Source organism: Delftia sp. RIT313, assembly GCF_000632165.1.
Taxonomy (GTDB): Bacteria; Pseudomonadota; Gammaproteobacteria; order Burkholderiales; family Burkholderiaceae_C; genus Comamonas; species Comamonas acidovorans.
The window spans coordinates 12515-37682 of the sequence record NZ_JFYT01000061.1 but is presented as its reverse complement, the minus strand read 5'-3'; the positions used below and the strand labels follow the sequence as shown (position 1 = coordinate 37682).

Here is a 25168-nt window from a genome sequence, read left to right as displayed (position 1 = left end):
TCTAGAACTGCTCCCACTCCTCCGCCATCTCGGCCGCCGTGGCGCGGCGGGGTGCCGTGGTCCTGGCGGGCAGCGCCACAGGCGCGCTGGGGGCCGCAGCCGCTGCCGCGCGCAAGGGCTTGGCGGGGCGGGGCACGGCAGGGGCCAGCGCTGGAGACGGCTTGGCGGTCTGTGCGCGCGCCAGCCCGGCCGCTGCCACCGGCGCGGACACGGCCTGTGCCCGGGCATCGCTCTCATCCAGGCGGAACACGCTGACCAGCTGCACCAGCTGCGCCGCCTGCTTGTTCAGGCTGTCGGCAGCGGCGGCGGACTCCTCCACCAGGGAGGCGTTTTGCTGCGTCACCTGGTCGAGCTGCTGCACGGCGTCGCTGACCTGGGTCACGCCCTGGGACTGCTCCTGCGTGGCGGCACCGATGTCGGAGATCAGTTCGGCCACGCGGTGCGTCTGGGTGACGATGTCGTTCATGGTGCTGCCGGCCTCGGCCACCTGGCGGGAGCCGGCGGCGACCTTGCCCACGCTCTCGCTGATCAGGCCCTTGATCTCCTTGGCCGCATTGGCGCAGCGCTGGGCCAGGGAGCGCACCTCCGAGGCGACCACCGCAAAGCCCTTGCCCTGTTCCCCGGCACGCGCGGCCTCCACGGCGGCGTTGAGCGCGAGGATGTTGGTCTGGAACGCAATGGCGTCGATCACGCCGATGATTTCCTCGATCTTGCGCGAGCTGTGCGTGATGTCCTCCATGGTGCTGACCACGCCATGCACCACCTCGCCGCCGTGCACGGCCGTGGCGCTGGCCGACTGGGCCAGGCCCGAGGCGCTGCGCACCGTCTCCACGTTCTGCTGAATGGTGGCGGTCATCTGCTCCATGGAGGCGGCCGTTTCCTCCAGGTTGGCGGCCTGCTCTTCCGTGCGAGCGCTCAGGTCGGCATTGCCCGAGGCGATCTGGCTGGCGCCCGTGGCAATCGATTCGCTGCTGTGGCGCACCTGGCTGACGATGTCTGCCAGGCTCGCGCGCATGGAGTTCAGCGCAGCCAGCAGGCTGGTGGTGTCACCGGGCCGCAGCGCCACGGCCACCGCCAGGTTGCCCCTGGCGACTTCCTGCGTGATCTGCGCCGCGTAGGCGGGCTCCCCGCCCAGCAGGCCCGTGATGCGCCGCGTGATGGCCCAGCCCACCAGCGCGCCTATGGCCAATGCGGCCAGCGCCAGGGACAGCATCAGCCGCCCGGCAGCCAGGGATTTGTCCTCGGAGGCCTGCGCCGTTTCCGTGGCGCGCACCTGCTGGTGGGCCAGGATGTCATTGATGGAGTTGAAGAACGCGTCCTGGCGTTTGCGGAACTCCCCGCTTTCGCCGAGCATGGCCGAGACGGCCTGCAGGTCGTGGCGCGCGGCCGCCTCCATGAATTGGTCGAGCAGCGGCAGATAGGCAATGCGCGCGTTCTTCATGTTGTCGTACAGCGCAACGCCCTGCGGTGTGCTCAGGCCTTCGCGGAATTTCTCCATCAGCTGGCTGATCTTCTGGCGCTGTGCATCCAGTGCGGCCTTGGCCAGCTTCTTTTCCCCGGCGTCCTCCATCAACGCCATGCTGCGCACGCCGCGAAAGATGAACTCCACCGAGCCCTTGATCTCCACCAGCCTGAGCAAGCTGGTGATCCGCTTGTCGGCCAGGTAGGCCACATCATCGGAGGCCTGTACCAGCTGGGCGCGGCCATACAGCGCAATCGACAGCGCGATGGCAATCAGAATCGAGAATCCCAGACCCAACATGGAGCCCGTCTTCATGTTTTTCAGGTATTTCATGCGTATTCCTTTCAGTATTCAATATGGCTGCGTGCCACGCAATCGGGCCGCATCGCATAAAAATCCGGATCACGCCAATCGATGGTGGCGGACCCAGACAGACGGCGGTATTCCATAATGTCCGGAGAAATCTCTGGAAAATGATGAGAGCGAGGAATAACCAAGCTGCGAGGAAATCTGTCCTATGCTCTGGTCGGTGGTCAGCAGCGATTCGGCCGCAAGATGGATACGGCTTTGCCTTATATATTCGCCGATACTGCACGACCTGCTGTTGCGAAAGGAAACCTCCAATGTGCGCCGGCTGACGCGGCAATGGTCGGCAATGGTCTGGATCGGTAGTTTCTTGTCCAGGTTTTCTTGTATGTATTGGAGGGCGCGCTTGACATAGGCAGGTTCCAGATCGTGCAGCCGTGCCTCGTCCATGGCCGTGAATCTGGATTTCTCCAGATAGGGGCTGATGGCCATGCTCTTGAGCCGCATGATGTTCAGCGCCTTCAGCGTGGACAGCGCGCCTGCAAAATCGCCCTGCGTTTCCTGTATGTGGTACTCGTAGACCAGGGCATTGCGGCACAGGCCTTCGAGCTGGTAGGTCTGGGCCGTGGACTTTGCCAGCATCACCGCCTGCAGGGCCTGGGCATATTGGCGCTTGCTGCAGTGCACCAGTGCGCTGCTCAGCCAGGCCCAGCCGGCAATCGGCGGGTTCTTGATCTGGTGGCGGACGCCGATGCGTTCAATGGCACGGATCACGCCAGCGGCTTCGCGGCGGCCCGCATCCAGCCCTTTGACCGAGAGCTGCAGCAAATCGCTGTAGGGCCAGGCCAGGCCCGTTGGCAGCTGGCGGCCGACCCGCTCCAGCAGTGCCTGCAGGTCGGCGCTTTCGGGTGCCGCGGCACCGAGCTGGACCAGGCCTGAATCCGGGGGCGGACCGCACCACAGACTCTGGTGGTTCTTGTAGAGATAGATCTTCCACAGAATCTGCGCCCTGGCCCAATTGATCAGGGCGGACAGCCAGGGCGTGACGCCCGGCGCCATCAATGCGAAATCATGGTCCTTGCCTTCGATCAATTGCAAGGCGGTATCGAGCTCGCCCAGCCGGCTGTGCGCCAGCGCCCTCACATAGGTGGCGCAGGCCATGGATTCCGGCTGCAGCAGCGCGGGATTGGCCATGGCCGCAGTGGCCAGTGCAATCGCATTGCGCTCTTCACCCAGCTGGCAATGGATGAAGGCGGCTGCAATGCGGCATGAAACCACGCGGTCGGGCATGCGGTGCAGCTCGAAAATGGCCTGTGCTTCCTGCACATATCTGAGCACCAGTAGGGGATATATGGAAGGCTCTGGCCATTTGCAGGCCTGTAGCAATTCCTCGGCCCGGCTGATTTTGTTATATCCAGTATCGGCTTGCTGGTGATGGGCGGATATTATTCTCCATAATCTGGATGCGCTCTCATCTTGGTGGCCTTGGATGTGGTGCGTCAAAAGATTGAATAAGTAAGAATTCTTATATGAAAAAATCAATGGCCAGGAGGGGGCGATGCATTTTCCCGATGAATGCATCGGCGAGGTGCTTCACAACAACCTCCTGGGGAAACACTGATTGACTGGAAGAATCTTACAGGCCAGATAAACAATTGTTTACATTTGGATTTTATTTTTCTTGCCGGATCACGCAGGCACTTGTCTTTTTGCGAAACTTTCTCTCTTGCAAATCGCCTAATTCGCTGATTGGACAGACTTTTTCTGATTGGAAAAATCCATTCAAATAGTCGAATATTCCCTGGATTTCATGGGGTTGTTACAACGGCCAGACTCCAGCCGGGCAGCCCTGTCGGCATGGCAGGCGCTGGCCGCGCCTGTCTCGGCAATCAGAAGGCGTGCGATATGCCAAGCACCACCGAGCTGGGCCGGCTGCCTGCCTGGACCACCGGCCCCGCATTGCTGGCGGTGTTGATGGTGAAGGCGGCACCCGCCTCGTTGTGGATGCGGCCCACGCCCGCATAGAGCTTGGTGCGCTTGGACAGCGAGTGGTCGTAGCGCACGCTCAGCGCACGCGCATCGCTCTGGGCGCGAGCCTGTCCGTGGTAGGCGCCATAGGACAGCAGCCACTGCCCCGCCATGCCCATGGGCACGGTCACGCTGGCCTCGTAGAAACGGCCCTGGCCGCTGGTGGCGGCAGGCAGGTCGTCGCGCCGCGTGGACAGCAGCAGCGCGGCGCGCGCCACGCCGAAGTCATAGGCCGCGCCCAGCAGCGCATAGCGGTCGGTATTCACGGCCGTGGTACGCCGCTGCATCCACGATGCACCCAGTGCCCAGGGCCCGGCCGCATAGTCCACGGAGCCGCCGTACAGGCTGGCCACGCTGGAGCCCGCCGCCTCGCCGAACGAATACATGCCGCGCACCGTGAAGCCGCCCATGTTCGGAGACTGGTAGCGTGGTTCGCCTGGGCCTGGTTCCGTCGGCAATGCACTCGGTGCTACCCGGCCTGCTGCGCCGCATTGCCGACGCCGGCTGGAACCTGCGCGTGGAAGCCCGCGAGATGATCACCTCGCAGCAACTGCGCGCCCTGCGCGCCGGAGAGCTGGACCTGGGCTTCGGGCGCCCCGGCAAGGGCGAGCCACTGGCCGAGGAAGTGGCCGGCATGGACGATCCCTACTGCCTGGCCATGGCGCCGTCCCATCCGCTGGCGGCTGGCGAAGGCGCGCTACCGCTGCAATCGGCTGCGCATGAGCCCTTCGTGGGCTTTGCGCGCTACGAGGATGCCGACTACTTCGACCGCACCGTGGCCCTGTGCCTGGACGCGGGCTTCACCCCCTCCATACGCCACGAGGCCGGCCAGTTCGTCAACGTGCTCGCCCTGGTGGCCTGCGGCCTGGGCGTGGCCATCGTCCCCTTGTCCTTTGCCTCGCTGTACCGGGGCAAGCTGGTGTTCAGGCCGCTGCAGGAATCGCGCTACCAGAGCCGGCTGGCGGTGCTGGCCGTGGCCGGGGCGGCTGACGGCGAAAGCGATGCAGGACGCGTGGCGCAGGCTGCCGCGCTGGAGTTGAAGCAGTTCGGGCGGAGATTGGCGCGGTTGCGGTGAAGGGGTTACCGGTGCTGGTATGGCCATGCGGCCTTCAAATGGCCCTTTTCAGCGCGGCGTCGGCTGGCCAATTACCTGTTTTCAGGGATATGCGCGGCGAAAGCGATCGCCTAGAGTAAGAATTTGTCAGCAGCGCAGTCGTTTGTGATGTGCCTGAAGGCAGCGGCGAGGGCTGTTCCCTCGCCTGTTTGGTTCGCATTCTCCAGGCAAGGCCCATGCTGCAACGTTTCCATTTCCCCGCTCGTGGCGTCGGCTTCGTAAAGGCGTGCAGCGCTCTTGCTGCTGCCGTTGCCTTACCGGCCGCCCAGGCCCAGAGCATTACGGTGGCACCGCTGGCAGCCGTGGCGCCGGCGGCGATTCCTGTGGACCACCCTGGCGCTCTTGCGCTGCTGGCGTTGGCCTTGGGGGCCTGCCTTGTGCGGGGTGTGCAAAAAGGGCGGATCTCCCTGGTCGGCCTGCGTGCCTGGGCCATGGGCGGTGCTGTTGTCGTGACCGCAGCCACGGCGGTCTGGGGCGAGCGGGTGCAGGCCCAGATTCAGGAATTGCAGGAAGCCTTCAACCAGGCCGCAGGCGAGACGCTCACCGTTCCCGTGCAGGCGACAGCGCTGGGTGCCGATGGCGCACCGCAGGGATTCCTGCCCGTGGTCTATCGCAACCAGACGTCGGTGCGGCTGAAAATCACCGGCATCACGGACCCTGTGTGGAACACCTGCTTTCCGCTGGGCGTGCCCGGCGCGATTCCATCGACGGCCCCACGTCCCGGCAGCGCCTGCGCAGTCGGCGCCGCGCTGGAGGCGGGCGATTCCTGCTGGGTGGACGTGGCGCAACTGTGCGCCGAGGCGGCGGACACCGTGCGCTGCAGCCATCCCAGCGTGCTTGCGCCCGACAGCGTGCAGGTGGACACGGCCGGGCAGCGCACGGGCAATGTGCTGTCCAACGATTCCGATGCCGATGGGGCGCTCGTGGTCGCCAGCTTCACCTATGAAGGCCAGACCGTGGCGGCCGGCAGCTCCCGGAACGTGGCGGGGCGCGGGACCTTCGCGCTGCAGGCAGACGGCAGCTTCACTTTCCAGGCGGATGCGAACTACAGCGGCGGCCATCCGCTGGCCATCGGCTACACCGTGCAGACCGGCGCGTCCAGCACGCTGAGTGTTTTCGTGAACCGGGTGCCCGTGGCCGGCAACGATACGGCCACCACCGATGCCAATACATCCGTCACCATCGCCGTGCGCGGGAACGACAGTGATGCGGATGGGGACAGCCTGACCGTTTCCGGCATCACCCAGGGCACCCACGGTTCCGTGGTCGTGGATGCCATTACGGGCAACCCTGTCTATGCGCCGAACAGCGGGTTTTCCGGCAACGACAGCTTCACCTACACCATCAGCGACGGCAATGGCGGTTCCGCCACGGCCAGCGTGACGGTGACGGTTCAGGCAGCGCCTGCCGGCAATCAGCCTCCAGTGGCCGTGGCGGATTCGATTTCCGTGGCCGAAGGGAGCACAGCCACCGTGTTGGTGGGGGGCTCGCCCAGCCTGCTGGCCAACGACACGGATCCTGACGGCAATCCGCTCGTCGCGGTGCTGGTGACGGGTCCTGCGCATGGAACCTTGACCCTGAATGCGAATGGCACCTTCAGCTACACCCACAACGGCAGCGAGACGGCTTCCGATAGCTTCACCTACCGTGCCAGCGACGGGCAGGCCATGGGAAACATCGTCACCGTTTCCATCACGGTCACTCCCGTGAACGATGCACCGGTTGCCGTGGCAGATCAATTGAAGGTTGTCACGGACATCCCGCTGAGCATCAGCTTTGCCACGCTGCTGGCCAATGACACGGATGCCGACGGCGACAGCCTGACCATCACCTTGGCTCATTCGCCGATCAATGGCAGCCTTGCATTGCAGGCGGGCGGGGTGCTGTTCACGCCCGCTGCAGGCTACGAAGGACCGGCCAGCTTTCTCTACGACGTCAGCGATGGGCGTGGCGGCACCAGTATCGGCACGGTCAATCTGTCGGTTGGAACGGCCAGCGCTCCTTCGGTCGTTGTCCTGAAGTCCCTGCTGGCCATCGCACACGGCACAGGCGGGACCAGCGTCAGGTTTCCGATAACCACGAAGCTGGTGGATACGGATGGCTCGGAAACCCTGTCGATCAGGATCAGTGGACTGCCCACCAATCTGTCCTTCAATGCGGGTACGAACCTGGGTGGTGGTGTCTGGCAATTCACCGAGGCCGACCTGCCCAATCTCATCCTGAATCTGCCTGGCAGCTACACCACGAACGCCACGTATCTCACGGTCCAGGTCACGGCGACGGAGGTCAGCGGCGGCTTCACGGCATCGACATCCACCGTGGTCACGCTCAAGGCCTCATATACGACCGTGGATATCACCACGACCGAGAGCGGCAACCATACGGGCAGCTCGGCCAACGAATACATCACCGGTGGCAACGGCGCCAACACCATCAACGCCGGCAGCGGAAACAACATCGTTTTCGGGGGCGCTGGCGACGACAACCTGTCGGCGGGCTCGGGCTCCGATGTGCTGATCGGCGGCAGCGGCAACGACACCCTCAACGCGGGATCGGGCACGGACCGGCTGATCGGAGGCTCCGGCGACGACCTGTTGATAGGCGGCGATGCGGGCGAGAACTTTGTGGATGTCTTTGTCTGGTTGCTGGGAGATCAGGGGGCGGCTGGAACGCCGGCCTTGGACCGAATCCAGAACTTCTCCACGGCGGCAGCGGGAACCAACGGCGCAGGCGGTGATGTACTGGACCTGCGCGACCTGCTGCAGGGTGAATCCGCAGGCCCCAGCAATGCCGCAGGCAACCTGGCCAACTACCTGCACTTCGAGATCACGGGAGGCGATACCTGGGTCCATGTCAGCCACACGGGCGGCTTCGGTGCAGACTCCCATGCAGTGGGTGCAAGCTACTCGGCATCGGCCGAGACCCAGCAGATCATCCTGGAAGGCGTGAATCTGCAGACGCTGTATTCCGGTGCCGCCACGGATCAGCAGATCATCACGCAGCTGCTGAACAGCAATAAATTGATGGTGGATTGAGGCTGGGGTTCGGGCCTCGCCGTGCGAGAAATGCTCCCGCAGCTCAACGCCGCTCTTGCGCAGGCGCAGACTGCTCCTGGCCCGCCTTGGTCGCGCGGGGCGGAGCGACCGGCATGGGAAACCCGACAAGCGCAAGCGCCACTGCGAAAGGCAGCAGGCAGTAGAAGAGCACGCGCTTGAGCTTCATTCGCCGGAATTGAGGGTGCTTGCGCAGCCTTCAAGTGGCTGTTCCCCGGCTACATGAAATTCCTCGTATGCAGCGAAGCCAGCCGCTCTGCGTGTTCCCGCTCGAACCCCAGCCGCAGCAGCTTGGAAAACCGGCCGTCGGCCATGTCGCGCATGAGCTGCTGCACGCGGGCGGCGCCGCGGGCCAGGGCTTCGGGGGTGAGGGCGCCGGCGGCGATGAGGATCAGGGCGTCAAAGACTTCCTCGTTCAGGCCCGAGGTGCCAGCCAGGTTGTCGAAGCGCTGCTCCACGGCCTGGGCCAGCTGATGCTGGAAGCCGGGCTCGTGCTGCAGGCGGTACAGCAGGTGGGACATGCCCAGCGCCACGTGGCGCGCCTCGTCGCGTGCGGCCAGGCGGCAGATCTGGCGTGTGAGGGGGTCGGGCGCCTCGGTCTGCAGGAACTGCAGCAGGTGCACGAAGGTGCCTTCGCCCAGCACCGACAGCAAAAAGCCCGCCACGGAAAAATCCGTCTCGTCCAGCAGGCTCTTGAGCGAGGCCTGGCCGCCCGCCGTGGACAGGGCAGGCTCGCGGCCGTGGCGGCGGATGCGGCGCGTGAAGACATCGATATGTCGCGCCTCGTCGGCCACCTGGATGGCCAGCGCCGCCTGCAGCTCGCGGTAGTGCGGGTGCAGCTGGCCCAGAAAGCGCGCAGGCACCAGCAGGGCCGCGTTCTCGTTCTCCACCATGTAGGTCATGAGCTGGACGATGGCGTCCTCCACCGGCGCGGGCAGCTCGGGCGCATCGCACCAGTCGATGTCGGTGTCGGCATTCCACTGCGCGGCCACGGCCTGGGCGTAGAGGTCGGCGGCGCTGTCGGTCCAGACCTGCAGCTTGTCGCTGAGCCGGAAATGGAAGGCCGGCGCCCCGGCTTCCACCTGCGCGCCACGCGCGGCCAGGCCCCAGAACGGCTGGGCCTGCGCGGCCACGGCATCGCCGCCCGAGCGCGCATCGCTGCGGCCCGTCTGCGCCGCGCCGCGCCAGCGCCCGGACTGCGCGCTGCCGCGCGCCACGATGGCCATGGACTGTGCTGCACCCGCGCCGTCCTCCCAGCGCAGGCCGTGGCCCTGGTCGCTGCACCAGCCCGACAGCTGGGCCTGCCAGCCCGGCGCGCTGCCGGTCACGCGCAGCTGCCCGCCCACGGGCAGCGCGGCCAGCGCGTGCTTGACCAGAAGATGGGCACCGGCATCGAAGCCCAGGCCCTGCAGGTCGATGACAGGCAGGGTGGAGGCGGGCAGGGTGCGGGCGTGCAGGGCGCCGCTGTCGGAATCAGGCATGGCCATGGCGCGTATCAGTAACGGTAGTCCTGCACGGTGATGCGGCCTTCGGCGTCGTAGAAGGCCTCGTCCGTCACCGCGCGCTCCAGCAGGCCGTAGCCCGTGCCGCGGCCCGGGTGCCAGACCTTCAGGCCTTCCAGCTCCAGCAGCGGGCGCACGGCCGCGTCGTCCCAGGACATGGCCAGCAGGATGTCGCGGAAGGCGGCGGCGCGTTCGGCATCGATGTGCGGGCCGGCCGTCATGTTGCAGTGGTCGAAGGCGCCCGAGGTGGCCAGCACACGGGTGCCACCGGCCGGCAGCGTGCCTTCGCGCGCAAAGGCCTGGTAGTTCTTGCCCACCATCCATGAAGCCTGAATCTCGCCGGCCACCATGGCGGCGGCGGCCAGGCGCTCGCCGCCGATGTGGTCGCCGTGCTTGCCGCCCAGCACGTCAAAGCGGCGTGCCGTGTAGTCGCGCCCGGCCACCAGCCCTTCCTGGCGAAGATGGTCCAGCGGGATCAGCGTGGCCTGGGGCGAGTCCACCGCACCGAAGCCCACGGTCTTGCCGCGCAGGTCCTGTACGTTCTGGATGGGGCTGTCGGCGGGCACGACCAGCAGCGAATGCAGGTCCAGGTCGGTATCGCGCATGGCGATGGACTCCACGCGCAGGCCGCGCGCGCGGGCCATGCGGTCGGCGCGCACAAAGGCCAGCGGCGAGTTCCAGGCCAGGTGCACATCGCCTGCGATCAGCGCCTCGGTCAGCGACTCGTAGTTGGAATAGAGCACGTAGTCGAAGTAGTAGCCGCGCTCGATGAAATACGCCTTGAAGCCTTCCCAGATGGTGATCACCTTGGGGGCGTATGCCACGGCGCCGAGCTTGATCACGGGGGCGGTTGTCGTCATTCGGAAGTCCTTTGCTGGATGGGGAAGGGGGTTGAGGCTATCGACAGGATCTGCGGCGCAGGTTCAGGCAGCGGCTTCGCACATGGCTTTGCCCAGCATGTCGTAGATCACGTCGGTGGTGGGCGCCATGACCGAGGCGGCACGCGCATCGCGGAACAGGCGCTCTATGCCCAGCTCCTTGCGGAAGGCGGCGCCGCCGCACACGCGCATGGCAATGTCGGTCACCTCCAGTGCGGCTTCGGCGGCGGCGGCCTTGGTCTGCAGCAGGCGCGTGCGCGTGTCGGGGCGGGCGGCCTGCACGGCGGCCACGGTGTCGTCGCGCAGCAGGCGCGCCTGCTCCAGGCGCAGCTGGGCGCGGGCCAGGTAGGCGCGGATGGTGGGCAGGTCGGCCAGCGAGCTGCCGCTTTCCGCAAAGCGCGTGCCCGCCACATGGGCCACGGCGCGGCGCAGTGCGCCCTGCATCAGGCCGATGGAGGTGGTGGCGATCAGCGTGGGGAAAAACGGCATCAGGTGGCGGCCCTTCACGGCCTCGCCCTCGCCATCGGCGCCCAGCATGCGGGCGCGCGGCACGCCCACATCGCGCGCCTCGATGGGCGACGACGCATTGCCGCGCAGCCCCATGCCGTTGAAGCGCCCGGGAATGGACAGCCCCGGCAGGCGGCTGTCCACCAGCCACAGCGTATTGCCCTCGCCCTGCGTTGCGCGCGAGATCCAGACATAGGAATCGGCCTCGCCGGCCGAGGTGATCATGCTCTTGAGCGCATTCAGGTGGATGACATCTTCAGCGGCGGTGGCCGTGCCCGTGGGCGCCCAGATATGGCTGCGCGATCCCGCCTCGGACACGGCCAGCGTGGTGATGTGGCGGCCGGCGGCAATGTCGCGGCGCACCTCGTCATCGGCAAAGGGCTCGATCAGTGCCACGCCGCAGTAGTGCATGGTCAGCACCATGGCCGTGCAGGGGCAATCCTGGGCAATGCGTTCGATGACCTGTACCGCCTCGGCCAGGCCCTTGCCCAGGCCGCCCACCTCGCTGGCGCTGATCAGGCCCAGCAGGCCGGCTGCGGCCAGCGCATCCAGCGCAGCGCGCGGGTAGCGCGCCTGCTCGTCAATCTGCGCGGCCTGGGGCGCGATGATCTCGCGCATGAGGGGTTCGAGTTGCTGCAAAACTTCCATCTGGGTTCACCGTAGGCATGCCCATGGCCGCCTGCCGAGAGGCACTTGCTGGAAGTCTGGGGAAATGCTGGAGCGCCGCGATGGCCGCTGGACGCGCCTGCCGCATGCAGACCTGCAATGGCGGATGGGCTGGGGGAAAGAATGCGAAAGATTATGCGCCGGGTGCGCGACGGCCGGGCGCAATTGCCGGTGGCGCTTGATTTCGGTCAATTGGTGGCTGGGTACTGCCTTCGGCGGTTTCGGCCAACAGGCGGCCGGCAGCCAGACGAGGATGCCTGCAGGAAGATCGTGGCCTATATTGCAGCGCCCATTGCCAGCGCCTCTTGCGGCCCTATCGGCTTGGCAAAAAAGTAGCCCTGGGCCAAATCCACGCCCAGGCTCGCCAGAGTGTTGAATTCCTCGGCTGTCTCCACACCCTCGGCAACCACCACGCTTCCTATCTCGTGCGCGAAGCTCGTGAGGCCCTTGGCCAGCGCACGGCGGCTGCGGTCGGTATCGACATCGTGCGTGATGCTCATGTCCAGCTTGATCATGTCTGGTTGCAGATGCAGTATGTGCCGCATGCTGGAGTAGCCGGCCCCCGCATCGTCGACTGCCAAGGTCGCGCCCCGGCGCCGCAGCGGCGCCAGTGCATCGGCCAACGCCCTGTAGTCATCCACGGCGGCATGCTCCGTGATTTCCAGCGTCACGCGTGAGAGATCCTGGTCCGAACCCAGAAGCCTGGGCAACTGCCCCGACTGGATCAGCTGCGGCGAACAGTTGACGGCGAGCAGCCAGTCGGTGGGCAGGCTGCCAAGTGCGCCAAGCGCTGTGTCGATCGCATGGCGCTCCAGCTCCAGCCCCAGCCCCACCTCGTGCGCTGCCTTGAACCACTGGTCGGGCGGGCGACGTGGCTCCAGGTCAAAGCGTGACAGACATTCGAAACCATGCAGCTTGCCGGTCGCGATGGTGTATACGGGCTGAAATACGGGGCGCAGCGCATTGCCTTGCATTGCAAGTCGAATTTCGTGCGTCACTTTGTCTCTTGCATGCCGGACGGCAGAAGTCGCACTGAAATGAAGTCCCAATAAATCGGAGAATGCCCGCAGCAGTGACATATCGTGCGCATTCAGCGCAGGATTGGGCTGGTGGCTGAAGCAGCACAAGGTGCCGAACAATTGGTTGTCATCCAGGCGGATGGGAACGCTCAGGTGCGAGCCGATAGGAATCGTGTGCGTTTCCGGTATCTCCTGGGCAGCGGCCAACAGGGAGGTGTCGGGAATCAACTCTGGCAACTCGCCATTGACCACTTTCTGGCAATAGCCCTCGCTCAATGGAATCTTCTGATGCTGGAAAATCACTCCGGCAGTGCTCTCGTCCACATGCTCCAGCACCCGATCCTCTTCCCGGAATCGGGCTACAAAGGCGACATCCATGCCGAGATGCCGACGAACGACAGACAGAACACGGTCGACTCCATCCAGTTCAATGGCAAAAGCGAAAATTCTGCTCAAAGGTGCGAATGTGGATTTACGAAGGGTCATTTCGTTGATCTGCTCTATCAGATGTGTACGCACACTAAATTCACACGCTGCCTGCGGGCTGGCTATCCTCGGTTCCGAGTGCGATGGCCAAGCGGTGCGATATGAATTGATAAAAGGAATGAATTATCATTAACCCGCTCCATTGACCGATGCGCGGCAAATCTTGTTTGCCGCGCGATAGAAAATCCCAATCAAACCCTCAGTTGCAAGCTCAGTGGCAAACCCGTTTGCAACCCAAAGCAGTAGCGAGAAGAACAGACTTAAGTATGCGCGGTTGAAGTGCGCAGGTCGAGTCCGTCTGTTCGGATTGACAATAGTTATGAAAATCCAACACGGGCAGCTGAAAGGCCCGGCACTCCCTGGAAAGCCCGTCAAGCCCTATGTCCTGGCTGTGGCTGTCTCAGGTGCTCCATCATTGCTTGCCCGTGTGATGAATGCGGGCCAGGTACTGGCGGGGAGTCAGTCCCAGAGTCTTGCGGAAAGCGACGCCCATGTGCGACTGATGGCTGAAGCCGCAATCGTGGGCGATACCCGCCAGGGAATGGGCGTCTGCCCGCATCATGGAGCGGGCCGCCTGTACGCGGGTTTCCACAAGAAAGGCATGCGGCGTCATGCCCAGCAGCTGGGAAAACTCGCGCAGAAACTGCAGCGGCGTGCGATGGACCATCCGGGCCAGCTGGGCAATGCTCAACGGCTGCGCAAACTCGGCCGCCATGCGCTCCAGGACAGGGCGGTACACCGGGCGCAAGGCCTCGACGCGGGCGGTGGGCGCATGGCATTGCCCGGCCATGAAGCACAGCGCAGCCTGCTCGATGGCCAGCGTGTCCGGTTCGGTGCTCAGCAGCAGCTGGCGCAGTTGGTGCGCAATCTGCAAGGCGCTGCGCTGCCCGGGCGTCACAACGCGCCGTGCCTGGGTTGCAGACGCGCCGTCGCTGAGCCATTGTTCCCAATGCGCCTGGGTGCAGCGAACCACCAGGTACTCGCCGCCCGTGGCCGATTCGGAAAACACGTCGACGCCCGGCGGCGTGCATGCCACCGTCCCGGGCCAGGTATCGAAGTCGACCCGGCGATCGCTGGCAATCGCATGCACGCCCTGCTGGCGCTCCAGCGCGATGCCCAGCGAATGCAGGCGGGTCGGGTCATGGCTGCTGTAGGGCGTGCGGCCCAGCAGCTGCACCTCGACGCCTGGTGGTTCGTGATCTGTCATTGCTGTAGTGCCTTGTATGGCCCTTGTCTCGCCTTGCGTTCCTGAACTGAAATTTCCTGATAGACGCGAAATCGGCCGCTGCCCACACTGCGGGCATGAACTCAAACCACACGGAAATTCACCGCGTCATCGGTCTCATCGGTGGCATGAGCTGGGAGTCCAGCGCCGAGTACTACCGGCTCATCAATCAGGGCGTGCGTGACAGGCTGGGTCCGCTGCGCTCCGCAAAACTGCTCATGTACAGCGTGGATTTTGGCCCCATCGAGCAGGCCCAGCATGAAGGCCGATGGGACGACGCCGCCGCCTTGCTGGAGGATGCCGCGCGGCGGCTGCAGCAGGGCGGGGCGGACGGCGTGCTGCTGTGCACCAACACCATGCACAAGCTGGCAGACCGCATTGCGGCAGCGGTGCGCATCCCTTTTCTTCACATTGCCGACCCGGTAGCCGACGCAGCTCGCACACGCGGCTACCGGAAGCTGGGGCTGCTGGGCACACGCTTCACCATGGAGCAGCCCTTCATGCGCGAGCGGCTGCAGCAGCAGGGTCTGGAGGTGCTGGTGCCGCAGGAGGCAGACCGCGCCGAGGTGCACCGCATCATCTACGAGGAACTGTGCACGGGCCGGATTCTTGAAGAGTCGCGGCGCACCTATCAGCGCATCATGGCGCAGCTGGCCGGGCAGGGTGCGCAGGCCATGGTGCTGGGCTGCACGGAAATCAGCCTGCTGGTGCAGCAGGAGCATTGCCCTGTGCCCGTGCTGGATACCACCGCCCTGCATGCGCAGGCGGCGGTGGACTTCGCTCTGGAGCCTTGAACGGCCAGCGAGCAATGTTCAGGTCTGCTTTCAAAGGCGTGCCCCCCGGGTTGCCGGGGCGCCTTGAGCCGTTGCGGCAACCCATTGGCACAACGCCTCACGCCTCGATGCGCGCTGAACCGCTAAACCACGGCGGCGCTGAACGACTCGGGCAGGCGCGCAAGCAGATGCGACAGCCGTTGAAGGCCTGCCTGCAGGCGTCCACGGTCCTTGATGCTGCCCAGGGAAATGCGGATGGCATTCACGGATTCGCCGCCGGTGGCGAAGGCCTGTGCCGGCGTGACGGCGATGCCCTCGCTGTCGGCGGCACGCGCAAGCTGCGACGGGGTCCAGTAACTCGGCAGCTCCAGCCATACATGCAGGCCGTCTCCCGCGCCGCTGTACCGGCCGGCCAGCACATCCCTGGCCATCCGGTGGCGCAGGCGCGCCTCCTTGCGCACGCCTTCCATCAATTTTCCGGCCGAACCGTCGAGGATCCACTGCGTGGCCAGGGCGGCCGTCAGCGGCGTGGCCATCAGCGCAAACGATCTCAGCGCGACCAGGAAACGCTGGCGCTCGTGCGGGTCAGGCAGGAGCACGAAGGCCACCCGCAAACCGGGCGTCAGGCATTTCGAGAGGGTGGAGATGTAGTACACCTGCTCCGGGGCAAACCTGGCGATCGGCGGCGGCGGGGCATCGGCCAGCAGCCAGTAGGGATCGTCCTCGACGATGCGCACATGGCAGCGCTTTGCGATGCTGGCGATCTCTTGGCGCCGGTCCTCGGCAAGCGTGATGGCGGTCGGGTTTTGCAGCGTCGGGTTCAGGTAGACCAGCCCGGGCCTGTGCTGGCGGCATGCTTGCTCAAGCCGCTCGGGCATGATTCCCTGGCTGTCCGCTTGCACCGCAATGATGCGCCGGCCGAACTGGGCCGCTGCGGCACGCAGGCCAGGATAGCTGGTGGGCTCGGTCAGGATCACATCGCCAGGCTCCGTAAGCGCAAGCACCAGGGCGGCAATCGCCGCCTGCGCGCCCGGGCAGACCACCAGCTGCCGGGCATCCACATCTCCGAACATGGGCTGCAGCCACCTGGCGCCCGCCTTGCGGTCGGAGTCGCTTCCCCCGCCCAGGTGGTAGGTCATCAGCAATTGGGCATCCGCACCCATTAGCACTTGCGACAGGCCCTGCTTCAACATGTCGTCCAGGTCCACGCCAGCCGGCGGTGGCGGGGTGTTCATGCTCAGGTCCAGCACGGCGTTCAGCTCCACCTTGGGCGCCGCGACATAGGTGCCTCTGGCGCCGCGTCCCTCCAGCAACTGGCGGCGCCTGGCTTCGTCGTAGGCGCGCGTGACCGTCGTCAGGTCCACATCCAGCTGGGCCGCCAGCCGGCGTTGTGGGGGCAGGCGGTCACCGGGCTTCAGCGATCCGTCTGCCAAGGCTGCCTGCAAGGCATCGGCGATCTGCAGGAATCGGGGGCCGCCCTGCACGGCCAGTTGCGGCAACCAGAGGGGCAAAGGCTCATCTTGCATGGATTTAAGCGGCGACGTATGGGCTCATGTATGGAAATTGCTTTTGGGTAGTATGCGCCACAAGGTGTGGCAGCACCGTGCTTGCATGGCCGTCGCTGACGCTCTCGCCTCCCATGTCCGGGAGGGAGGCTCCCCACCATGGACAGTGCCAAGTCATTGGCTGGAAGCTCTCAAAATGATCGATTGGGTCCCCATAGTCTTCGTCACCTTCAAGGTGCTCGTGTTCGGCACGGCCATGTTCTTCGCCATCAAGTGGCATTACGACCAAGGCAAGAAGAAGGGGGCGAGCCGGCGCGAGCTGCTCATTGCCAGTGGCAAGATCGTTGCCGTCTTCACGCTGCTGCTGTTGTGCGTGCTGCTCTTCACCTTCGGCCTGGCCACCATGCTGGGCATGGACCTGAGCCTTTGATGGCAGGTGGCGCTGCCAGCGCCGGGCCTGTGCCCGCAGGCCGTGCCCAGCGCGGCAACCATCCCCCAGCTGCCTATTTCGGCGTGAGCCGATACAGACCGCCCTTCCGGTCGTCCTCGATCAGCCACAGCGCACCATCCGGCGCCTGCGCCACGTCGCGGACGCGAAAGCCTACCGTCCAGTGCTCGGCAGGCGTGGCGCTCGCGCCGTTCACCTCGATCCGGTGCAGGGCGCGGGTCAGAAGGCCGGACGCGAAGGCTGAGCCCTTCCACTGCGGAAACATCTCGCCGCTGTAGAACATCAGGCTGCCCGGCGCGAAGACAGGCGTCCAGTAGATCACGGGCTTGGTGAGGTCCGTTCGCGTATCCGGGCTGGCAATGGGCACGCCGTTGTAGTTCACCGCATAGGAGACCAGCGGCCAGCCATAGTTCTTGCCCGGCTCGATCAGGTTCAGCTCATCGCCGCCGCGCGGCCCATGCTCAAGCTCCCAAAGACGCCCATCCGGCGCGAACGCCAGGCCGTAGGGCGTGCGATGCCCCGTGGACCAGGTCTCGGACGGCGTCAGATTCGGACCGTCAAAGACAAACGTGCGCAACACCGGCGCGGTCTTGGCGGCTTCGGTGTCCTTGGGCGGATCGATCACCGGAACCGACGTTGCGCCGGTCTGCCCCTGCATCGGATTGCCGGGCGCGGGCTTGCCGTCCAAGGTCAGCCGCAGGATCTTGCCGGCCGGCTGATTCGGGTCCTGGGCAGGCGTGAAGCGCTGCCGGTCCCCGGCCGTGAGGAACAGAAACTTCTGGTCCGGCGAAAAAGCCACGGCGGCACCCACCTGCCCGCCCTTGCCCTTGACGGGGTCGCGCCAGATGACCTTGAGGTCTTCCAGCGCAGCGGTGCCGGCACCGATCCTGAGCGTGGCGCGCGCAAGCGCCAGGCTCGACGTGCCGCGGATCTCTCCGGGCTCCGAATAGGTCAGGTAGATGGCCCCGTCGCTCGCATACGAAGGGGCCAGGTAGACGCCCAGCAGGCCGTTCTGGTTTTCATGCAGCACGGGCGGCACGCCGGTGACTTCGAGCTTTTGCCCGTCCTGGGCCGCGAGAAACAGCTTGCCAACCTTCTCGGTGACCAGCATGCGCCCGTCCGGCAGGAAGGCGATGCGCCAGGGCAGATCGAATTGCGCGACCTTGGTGACCTTGAACGGAGGCGATGCAGTGGCAGGCAGGGTTCCCGCATTGATCTGCGCCAACACAGGGGTTGCAACCATGAGCAACCAGGGAATGAGTCCAGACTTCGGCAATCGCATGCTTTGCTCCGCAGTGGGGGACGGGACAGTATCCGCGCATCACCGCCGCACCGCAGAATGCACCGCCGAATTCCGGGCTATCTGCGCGGCAAGCCTGAAGTTGCGTCCAGCCGCGTTCAGCCTCGCTCAACCAGCGGATGCAGGCATGGCCGCCGGGTCCATCCACAGCGCCGCCCACATGTGTCCATCAGGATCGGCCAGATCGCGCGTGTACATGAAGCCGTGGTCCTCCATCGGATTCACGTCGGCCTGCCCGCCATGGGCCGCAGCGGCCTCGTTCATCGCATCCACGGCGGCGCGGCTCTCAAGGGCCAGTGACAGCATCAACCCGCAGGAGCCGGCTGGCGGCAACGGGCGCTGGGTGAAGGTGCGCCACTTGGCATGCGTGACCAGCATGACCTGGATCGCCTCGCTCCAGACCATGGCGGAACCATCCTCACTGCTGAACTGCGGGTTCTGGCTGAAGCCCAGCGCCTTGTAGAAGGCGGTGGAGGCGCCGAGGTCGGTCACGGGGAGACTGATGAAGAGGGACTTGGTCATGCTTGGCTCCGTGGGGTGGGCTGCAGTTCTGGTGGGTGCAGGACGGCTCGGTCAGGACATCCATCATGCAGCACTTGCACTTCGGATGCTGCCCCATTAATTGGAAGAGCCATTGAGTCGCTGAAGCTCAAGTTGCCTGGCCGCACTGGCTTCAAGGTTTGCGCGCTCCGTATCCAAATACCGATAAATGCTCTTGAGGTCAGTGATTTTCTTTTTGATTTCCGCCATCTTCCTTTCAATCAGTCTTGCACCCCCGGCACAATCTATTGACTTGTTTCTCTGAGCATTCAGAATTTCGCCTATTTCCCCAAGAGAAAATCCCATGCTTTGTGCCCGCTGGATAAAGTCCAGGTCTTGCAGGGTTTGCGGTGTGTAAACGCGATAATTGTTGGTTCGCCGCAAGGGTGAAATAAGGCCGATTTTCTCGTAATAGCGCAAGGTATGGCGCGTGGCGCCGCTGCGGACCTCAAGTTCCCCGATATTCATGGAAAAAATCGCTTGACTGTAGAGTTGAGTCGACAGTCTACACTTGGTTTTTTCATCGTGCCAAGGAGCAGAAAAATGAGCGTGGAGTGCTTTGTTACGGGAGGGACGGGCTTCATCGGCCAGCATTTGCTGTCGTACCTGAGCGCGAAAGGTCACACCATTCGGGTGCTGATGCGTCGCCCGGAGCGCCTCGCTGAACTGCGCCAGCAGGTCGATGGTTTGGATGGCGTCGCAGCCCGCGTCTTTGCCGTAGCCGGCGATCTGGCGCAAGAAAACCTTGGTCTGAGCCTTGCGGATAGAGAGGACCTGCGGCAGGCCAAGGTCGTATTCCATCTGGGAGCCCACTTCGCCTGGGGCCTTTCGATGGAGCATGCACGTGCAGTGAATGTGGAAGGGGCAAGGCGTGTGGCGCAGTTGGCGGCCGAGCAAGAGAGCCGGTTGGTGATGATTGGTGGCTACATGCTGAAAAACAATGAACATCTACAACGCATCGGGATTGATCCCGGCCATCCGGAGCTGACGGATTGGCCTGCCATCTATCGCCAAGTCGGTGCTTACGAGGCGAGCAAACTGGAGGCGCACTTCGCGACCCTCGGCTTCATGAATGCCAAGGGTGGAGAGATGACCGTTGTACACCCCGCCACGGTCTGCGGTCATAGCCGCACGGGGCATATCGCGGACGGCCAGCCGCTGGTGGATCTGATACGCAATCTGGTGCAGGGAAAGCTGGCTGCAGTACCCGGTACTGCCGCGCACTGGTTGCCACTGGTCACTGTGGATTATCTGGTCGAGTTGGTGGCGGCTTGCGCCTTTGATCCTTCCATGGCGGGCCAGGAACTGCTGGCCCTCGATGCCCAGAGCCCCGGCTTGCAGGAGCTCCTCACGCAGGTGGCACAACCTCTTGGGCTGAAGGCGCCCGGGCATCATATTCCGCTGGGATTGCTGAAATGGCTTCTGGGTATTCGTCCCATTGCGAGGTTTTTGAATACCAGCGCCGAGGCCCTGGATTTTATCCAGACAACCCGTTTTGACACGACGGAAGTGGAGCAATTTGCCCAAAGGCACGGAATCACAAAGCCGGATATACGCCATTCGTTGAGGAATACTGCAATATATGTCAACTCATATTGCATTCCAAAAGGCAAGGCCCGCCGACTTGCCCCTCCGCTGCGCAGAACATCATAATCACCTCTTTCAATGGTGCCCGGGTTGCCGCTGCGCACCAATATCAAGGAGCTCGTTTCAGTGAATCAACCAACCCATCCACGCATTGCGGTGCTGGGGCCCGGGGCAATCGGGGCAACGGTTGCTGCTGCGCTGCATGAAGTCGGTCGCACGCCGTTGCTGTGCGGTCGTACGCCGCGCGACAGCCTGACGCTGCACGGCAGCGGTCTTCGCATCGTGGTTCCCGGCCCGGTCAGAACGGATCCGGCCCAGGTCGAAGGTCCGGCGGACCTTGTTTTTCTCGCGGTCAAGGCGACTCAAACTGCTGCGGTTGCGCATTGGCTGGCGGCGTTGAGCGGTCCGCAAACCGTCGTGTGTGTCCTGCAAAACGGGGTTGAGCAGGTGGAGAGTGTCACCCGGCTGTGCCCGCAGGGGCGAATCGTTCCCGCAGTCGTGTGGTTCCCTGCACAGGCGCAACCCGACGGATCGGTGCTCCTGCGCAGCGACGCCCGGATCAGCCTGCCTGACGAGGCTGCGGCCCTCGTGGTCGCGCAGGCACTGCAAGGCACCCGATGCTCGGTAGACCTGGTTTCGAATTTCAAATCCCTGGCGTGGCAAAAGCTGCTGCAGAACGCAGCGGCCGGGCTCATGGCACTCACGCATCGCCGCTCAGGCATGTTCGGCCGGCACGACATTTCGACGCTCACTCTGGACTATTTGAGGGAGTGCCTGGCCGTCGCACGCGCCGAAGGTGCTGAACTGGGCGATGAGGTCCCGCAGGCGATCCTCGACAAGTTCCAGGCATTTCCGGCCGACCTGGGCACGTCCATACTGGCGGATCGCGAAGCAGGCCGGCCGCTCGAATGGGATATCCGCAACGGTGTCATCGCCCGCCGCGGCCGGGCGCGCGGAGTTCCGACACCGATCGGTGATGTCCTGGTGCCGCTTCTCGCCGCAGCGAGCGACGGTCCCGGCTGATCATTCGTGCCTTGACCACAAAGCCCGCGATCGCAAAAGCAAGGCTTCAGCCCATGAACCCCAGATCGATGGGATATGCCGAGCCGCCGAAGTTGCCGATGTGCGGCAGCACCCCCGCCAGCTCGGTATTGGCCACGCCGAACCAGCGCGCCAGGGTGGCGGCGTACTGGTCCACGGCGGTGCTGGGCAACAGGCGGCCCTGGCCGACATGCCACTGGTCTTCGCTGCCGCTGCCGTTGCCCACGCTGATGGGCGGTGGCGCGCCATAGAAGGACGCGCCACGCACCGCACCGCCCACCACGAAGTGGTGGCTGCCCCAGCCATGGTCCGAGCCGTCGCCGTTGGAAGTCAGCGTGCGGCCGAAGTCCGACGCGGTGAAGGCCGTGACCTTGTCGGCCACGCCGAGTTCGGCCGTGGCGTTGTAGAAGGCCGTCATGGCACTGCTTACCTTGTCGAGCAGCTGCGGCTGGTTGGCGATCAGGTTGTCGTGCAGGTCGAACCCGCCCAGCGAGACGAAGAACACCTGCCGGCGCGTGCCCAGCGCGTTGCGTCCGGCGATGAGCCGGGCCACCACCTTGAGCTGGTCGGCCAGCGGGTTGCTGGCAGGGAAGGCGGTGGACAGGCTGCCGCTGGAGAGGGCCGAAGAGATCTGCCCCTCGGCACTGATGGAGCGCTGCGTGACGCGGGCGTACTCGGCCTCCATCGCGTGGCTGCCGGCCGTCTGCACCAGCTCGCTCAGCAGGCCGCGCACGGCGGTCGATCCATAGACGTTGGCGCCCTTGACGGCGTTGATGGGCACGGCGCCGCCCGGGCTGATCTGGTACTGCAGCGCCTGGTCGCCCGAGAGAAACACGGCGTTGCCCGTGGCCGAGATGCAGGTGAAGAGCGACGTGGCGTTGGACGACAGCGCCAGGTCGCCCAGGTTGCCGCCCCAGCCCACGGTGGAGCCTTCGGCGCCCTGCGACTGCCAGACCGACTGCTGGTCGTTGTGCGAGAAAAGCTTGGGCGGCAGCGGGTAGCTGCGCCGGTCGCCGGTGGCATATTGGGCCCGCGTGAGCGGCACCAGCAGCGGGCCGACGTTCAGCTGCACCGCCGCGCGGCCCGCGTTGAAGAGGCCGGCCAGGCCTGTCATGGACGGGTGCAGCGCGTACTGCATGCCACCGGCCAGCGCCGTGCGCGGCTGCAGCAGCGTATTGCCCAGCGCGGCGCGGGCCAGGGCAATGCCACCGGCCGTGCCATCGCTGTTGCCGCCGCGGATGGTGGAGTACTGCCCGTAGCGGGTGCTGTCGTAGGGCACGACGGTGTTGGCGTAGTCGCAGCCGCCGTAGAGGAAGACGCAGACCAGCGCCTTGTAGTCGTTCGCCTCGAAGGCGGCGGCCTCGCCCAGCGCGGCAAGGTTCAGGGCGAAGGGCAGGGCGGTACCGGCGGCGGCCAGTTGCGTGCTGCGGCGCAGGAATGCGCGGCGCGTGTGGCGGGCGGGGTCGATGAAATTCATGGCGATATCGCTTTGCTTTGCAGACGTTCGGTCACCTGTTCGGTCGCTTGTTCGGTCACTTCTGCACCAGATATTCGGGGCTGGCCATCACCAGCAGCACGGCGGCTGCCACGCGGTTGAGCTGGGTGGCGGCGTTGCTGGTGGCCGTCACCGGCGTGGCATTGAGCGCTGCCACGATGCGCGCCTGTGTGGCGGCCGATACCTGCCCTGCCGACAGCAGCAGCGCCACCTTGCGCACCAGCGCGGCGGCGTCGGCCACCAGGGGCAGCAGGTTGGCGTAGCTGCAGGTGATGTCGAAGCCGTTGGCCGCGCTGCTGCCGCCCTGGGGCAGGTCAGGCGCGTTCACGTAGTAGCCGAAGCGGATCACGTTCTGCATGAAGTTCAGGTAGCCGCTCACGCTGGTCTCGGTGACGATCTGGAACTCCGGCGCCACCTGGCCCGTCGTGGCCAGGGGGGTGGAGGGCGGCACGTAGCCCGGGCGGAAGAAGTTGAACACCGAGCCCGAGCGCAGCGGGCTCTGGCCCAGGCGGGTGGCCGGGTCGCTCAGGTTGTCGATCTTCCAGGTGCCGCGTGCCGACCGCAGCCCGAAGGTGCGACCCCACTGCACGAAGCGCACCATGGGCTCGCGCAGGCGGCCGTACTGGGGGCTGGCAAGCCCTGCCGCGCCGCGCGCCTCCGGGTCCAGCAGCACGGTGGCGATCACGGCGCGCAGGTCGCCCCGCGTGCCGCTGCCGTTGTCGGCGAAGGCGGCGGCCACGCGCCCCACATAGGCGGGGCTGGGGTTGCTGGTGACCAGGCGCTGGATCAGCTGGCGCCCGATGAAGGGCCCGACGTTGGGGTGGTTGAACAGCGTGTCCAGCGCCGCCTTCAGCGCCGCTGGCCCTGACGTGCCCGCAGCCACGGTCGTGCCCAGGAAAGTGGCGGCCAGCGTGGAATGGCGCGCGGCGTTGAAGGCCATGGGCAGCAGCGCCTGCTGCAGCCCCGTCACCGTGCTGCCGCTCAGGTTGGTGGGCTGGTTCTTGCTGGTGTCGTAGTCGTAGCCGGTGAAGACGCGCGCCAGATTGCTCACATCGGCTGCCGAATAGGTGTCGATGCGGTTGCCGCTGCCGTCGCGCTGCTCGGTGCCGTCGGGGTTGAGGCGGTAGAGGCCGATGGTGAACAGCTGCATCACCTCGCGGGCGTAGTTCTCGTCGGGCTGGCGGCCGCTGCGGGCGTCTTCCTTCTGGTTGCCGCGCGTGCTCAGGTAGATGCCCATGGCCGGGCTGAGCGTGACGCCCTCCAGCAGCGTGCGGAAATTGCCGAAGGCGTGCTGGTTCAGCAGATCCCAGTAGCCGGAGGCCAGGAAGATGCTCCACGGCTGCTCCAGCCCGGTGGTGGAGACCACCATGATCTCCGACAGCGCCAATGCCACGCGCTTGCGCACCGCGTCGCGCTCCGTGAAAAGCTGGCTCCAGAGCATGAAGTCGGAGGGATACGAGACGTTGTCGTAGCGCGTGCCGGCCTCTGCCACGCCGTAGCCGCGCTGCATCAGCCAGGCCGTGCCCGTGGTGTCCACGGGCAGCGCGAACTGCTCGGCCAGCCAGGGGCCGTAGCCCTTGGCGCGCAGCGCTGCGATCTCCTCGTCGGTGGCCGAGAACTGCGCCTGCAGCAGGAAACGCGCGGCTTCTTCGTCGCTGGCAGGGGTGGCCGTGGTGCCCGTACCGGGACCGGTTCCGCCACCAGGGCTGGTGCCCGTGCCGCCGTTGCCTCCATTGCCGGTACCGGGTGCCGTATCGCCCCCGCCGCCTCCGCAGGCCACCAGCAGCGCGGCCGCCAGGGAGGAGGCCAGGGCGGAGGGGATCAAGGAACTCTTGGCTTCATGGCCGAGGTGGCCGGGCTCTGCGCAGGCAGGCAAGGAGTTCGCGGGCGCGCGGTCGGGCGGCTGCAGCGTGGAGGCTGCAGCCTGTGGTGTGGGGTGCATTGCGGGCTTTCAGGCGGCGGCCGGGGCGGGGTGACGGACTGCCCCGCTCCTCGGCACGTGGCGCAGAGTGTTCCAAGGTTTTCGGATGTGAGCGGACACTTTGCAGCCCTAAAGCGTGTCAAGATGTTAGGCGTTGCAGGGGCGGCATGCAGAAACACGGCGTTGGGCCAAGACGCATGGGTCTCGCCCGGGGCCGTCGCCGGTTGACGCGTCTTTTGCCATCCATGGCTTCAACCCCCGCTGGCCGTCCTCTCGCACATGCTGGCAATTGCCCAGCATGCCTCCTGTTCT

At 65.3% G+C, this 25168-nt stretch carries 20 protein-coding genes; 6 read left to right on the top strand and 14 right to left on the bottom strand.

Annotated elements, in window-relative coordinates:
- Position 1 precedes the first annotated feature (1 nt).
- From BW39_RS18815 to BW39_RS18805, 3 genes are all read right to left on the bottom strand, one after another.
- The gene (locus BW39_RS18815) at positions 2–1795 is read right to left on the bottom strand and encodes a methyl-accepting chemotaxis protein (RefSeq protein ID WP_043823634.1); all 1794 of its coding nucleotides are present in this window, start codon (positions 1793–1795) and stop codon (positions 2–4) included.
- Between the two features lie 69 nt (positions 1796–1864).
- Positions 1865–3349: a helix-turn-helix domain-containing protein gene (locus BW39_RS18810; protein WP_235264238.1), complete on the bottom strand. Its 1485-nt coding sequence runs from the start codon at positions 3347–3349 to the stop codon at positions 1865–1867.
- A 308-nt stretch (positions 3350–3657) separates the two neighbouring features.
- Positions 3658–4206 (bottom strand): porin, encoded by a 549-nt coding sequence (locus BW39_RS18805; RefSeq protein WP_235264237.1) that lies wholly within the window; start codon positions 4204–4206, stop codon positions 3658–3660.
- 47 nt (positions 4207–4253) lie between these two features.
- Here BW39_RS18805 and BW39_RS18800 point away from each other — a divergent pair, with 47 nt between their 5' ends.
- Both BW39_RS18800 and BW39_RS18795 read left to right on the top strand, forming a co-directional pair.
- The gene (locus tag BW39_RS18800; protein ID WP_235264236.1) at positions 4254–4871 is read left to right on the top strand and encodes a LysR family substrate-binding domain-containing protein; all 618 of its coding nucleotides are present in this window, start codon (positions 4254–4256) and stop codon (positions 4869–4871) included.
- 215 nt (positions 4872–5086) lie between these two features.
- On the top strand, positions 5087–7945 hold the full coding sequence (locus BW39_RS18795; protein ID WP_043823633.1) for a midcut-by-XrtH protein: 2859 nt from the start codon (positions 5087–5089) through the stop codon (positions 7943–7945).
- 236 nt (positions 7946–8181) lie between these two features.
- On the opposite strand, the gene BW39_RS18790 is transcribed toward BW39_RS18795, so the two are convergent.
- The 5 genes from BW39_RS18790 to BW39_RS18770 all read right to left on the bottom strand — a co-directional run bounded on the left by BW39_RS18790 (position 8182) and on the right by BW39_RS18770 (position 14228).
- A complete protein-coding gene (locus BW39_RS18790) occupies positions 8182–9450 on the bottom strand; it encodes a ferritin-like domain-containing protein (RefSeq protein WP_043823632.1) in 1269 nt (422 codons plus the stop codon).
- A gap of 8 nt (positions 9451–9458) precedes the next feature.
- Entirely contained in the window at positions 9459–10325 is an 867-nt protein-coding gene (locus BW39_RS18785; protein ID WP_043823631.1) for a phosphate/phosphite/phosphonate ABC transporter substrate-binding protein, read from the bottom strand.
- A 63-nt stretch (positions 10326–10388) separates the two neighbouring features.
- Positions 10389–11498 carry an acyl-CoA dehydrogenase family protein gene (locus BW39_RS18780; RefSeq protein WP_081816246.1) on the bottom strand — a complete coding sequence of 370 codons (1110 nt, stop codon included), beginning with the start codon at positions 11496–11498 and terminating at the stop codon, positions 10389–10391.
- 293 nt (positions 11499–11791) lie between these two features.
- On the bottom strand, positions 11792–13021 hold the full coding sequence (locus tag BW39_RS18775; protein WP_043823629.1) for a sensor domain-containing phosphodiesterase: 1230 nt from the start codon (positions 13019–13021) through the stop codon (positions 11792–11794).
- 412 nt (positions 13022–13433) lie between these two features.
- Positions 13434–14228 carry an AraC family transcriptional regulator gene (locus tag BW39_RS18770; RefSeq protein WP_043823628.1) on the bottom strand — a complete coding sequence of 265 codons (795 nt, stop codon included), beginning with the start codon at positions 14226–14228 and terminating at the stop codon, positions 13434–13436.
- 95 nt (positions 14229–14323) lie between these two features.
- On the opposite strand from BW39_RS18770, the gene BW39_RS18765 reads away from it, so the two are divergent.
- Positions 14324–15040, top strand: coding sequence for an aspartate/glutamate racemase family protein (locus tag BW39_RS18765; RefSeq protein ID WP_012206302.1), 717 nt, complete (start codon positions 14324–14326; stop codon positions 15038–15040).
- Between the two features lie 122 nt (positions 15041–15162).
- Here the strand turns inward: BW39_RS18765 and BW39_RS18760 are convergent, their stop codons facing one another.
- Positions 15163–16545 (bottom strand): aminotransferase-like domain-containing protein, encoded by a 1383-nt coding sequence (locus tag BW39_RS18760; RefSeq protein ID WP_043823627.1) that lies wholly within the window; start codon positions 16543–16545, stop codon positions 15163–15165.
- Between the two features lie 175 nt (positions 16546–16720).
- On the opposite strand from BW39_RS18760, the gene BW39_RS18755 reads away from it, so the two are divergent.
- Entirely contained in the window at positions 16721–16954 is a 234-nt protein-coding gene (locus BW39_RS18755; protein WP_012206300.1) for a hypothetical protein, read from the top strand.
- Positions 16955–17027: 73 nt separating this feature from the next.
- On the opposite strand, the gene BW39_RS18750 is transcribed toward BW39_RS18755, so the two are convergent.
- The 3 genes from BW39_RS18750 to BW39_RS18740 form a co-directional block, all read right to left on the bottom strand.
- A complete protein-coding gene (locus tag BW39_RS18750) occupies positions 17028–18254 on the bottom strand; it encodes a PQQ-dependent sugar dehydrogenase (protein ID WP_043823625.1) in 1227 nt (408 codons plus the stop codon).
- A gap of 126 nt (positions 18255–18380) precedes the next feature.
- Complete coding sequence (locus tag BW39_RS18745) at positions 18381–18794, bottom strand: VOC family protein (protein ID WP_034395560.1); 414 nt, start codon at positions 18792–18794, stop codon at positions 18381–18383.
- A gap of 96 nt (positions 18795–18890) precedes the next feature.
- Positions 18891–19280 (bottom strand): MerR family transcriptional regulator, encoded by a 390-nt coding sequence (locus BW39_RS18740; protein WP_043823648.1) that lies wholly within the window; start codon positions 19278–19280, stop codon positions 18891–18893.
- Between the two features lie 75 nt (positions 19281–19355).
- On the opposite strand from BW39_RS18740, the gene BW39_RS30470 reads away from it, so the two are divergent.
- Positions 19356–20465, top strand: a complete 1110-nt coding sequence (locus BW39_RS30470) for an SDR family oxidoreductase (RefSeq protein ID WP_081816245.1) — start codon at positions 19356–19358, stop codon at positions 20463–20465.
- Between the two features lie 12 nt (positions 20466–20477).
- Positions 20478–21422 (top strand): oxidoreductase, encoded by a 945-nt coding sequence (locus BW39_RS18730; RefSeq protein ID WP_235264234.1) that lies wholly within the window; start codon positions 20478–20480, stop codon positions 21420–21422.
- Positions 21423–21468: 46 nt separating this feature from the next.
- On the opposite strand, the gene BW39_RS18725 is transcribed toward BW39_RS18730, so the two are convergent.
- On the bottom strand, positions 21469–22917 hold the full coding sequence (locus BW39_RS18725) for a DUF1501 domain-containing protein (protein WP_034395566.1): 1449 nt from the start codon (positions 22915–22917) through the stop codon (positions 21469–21471).
- Positions 22918–22972: 55 nt separating this feature from the next.
- Positions 22973–24877, bottom strand: coding sequence for a DUF1800 domain-containing protein (locus BW39_RS18720; RefSeq protein ID WP_043823623.1), 1905 nt, complete (start codon positions 24875–24877; stop codon positions 22973–22975).
- Positions 24878–25168: the final 291 nt, after the last annotated feature.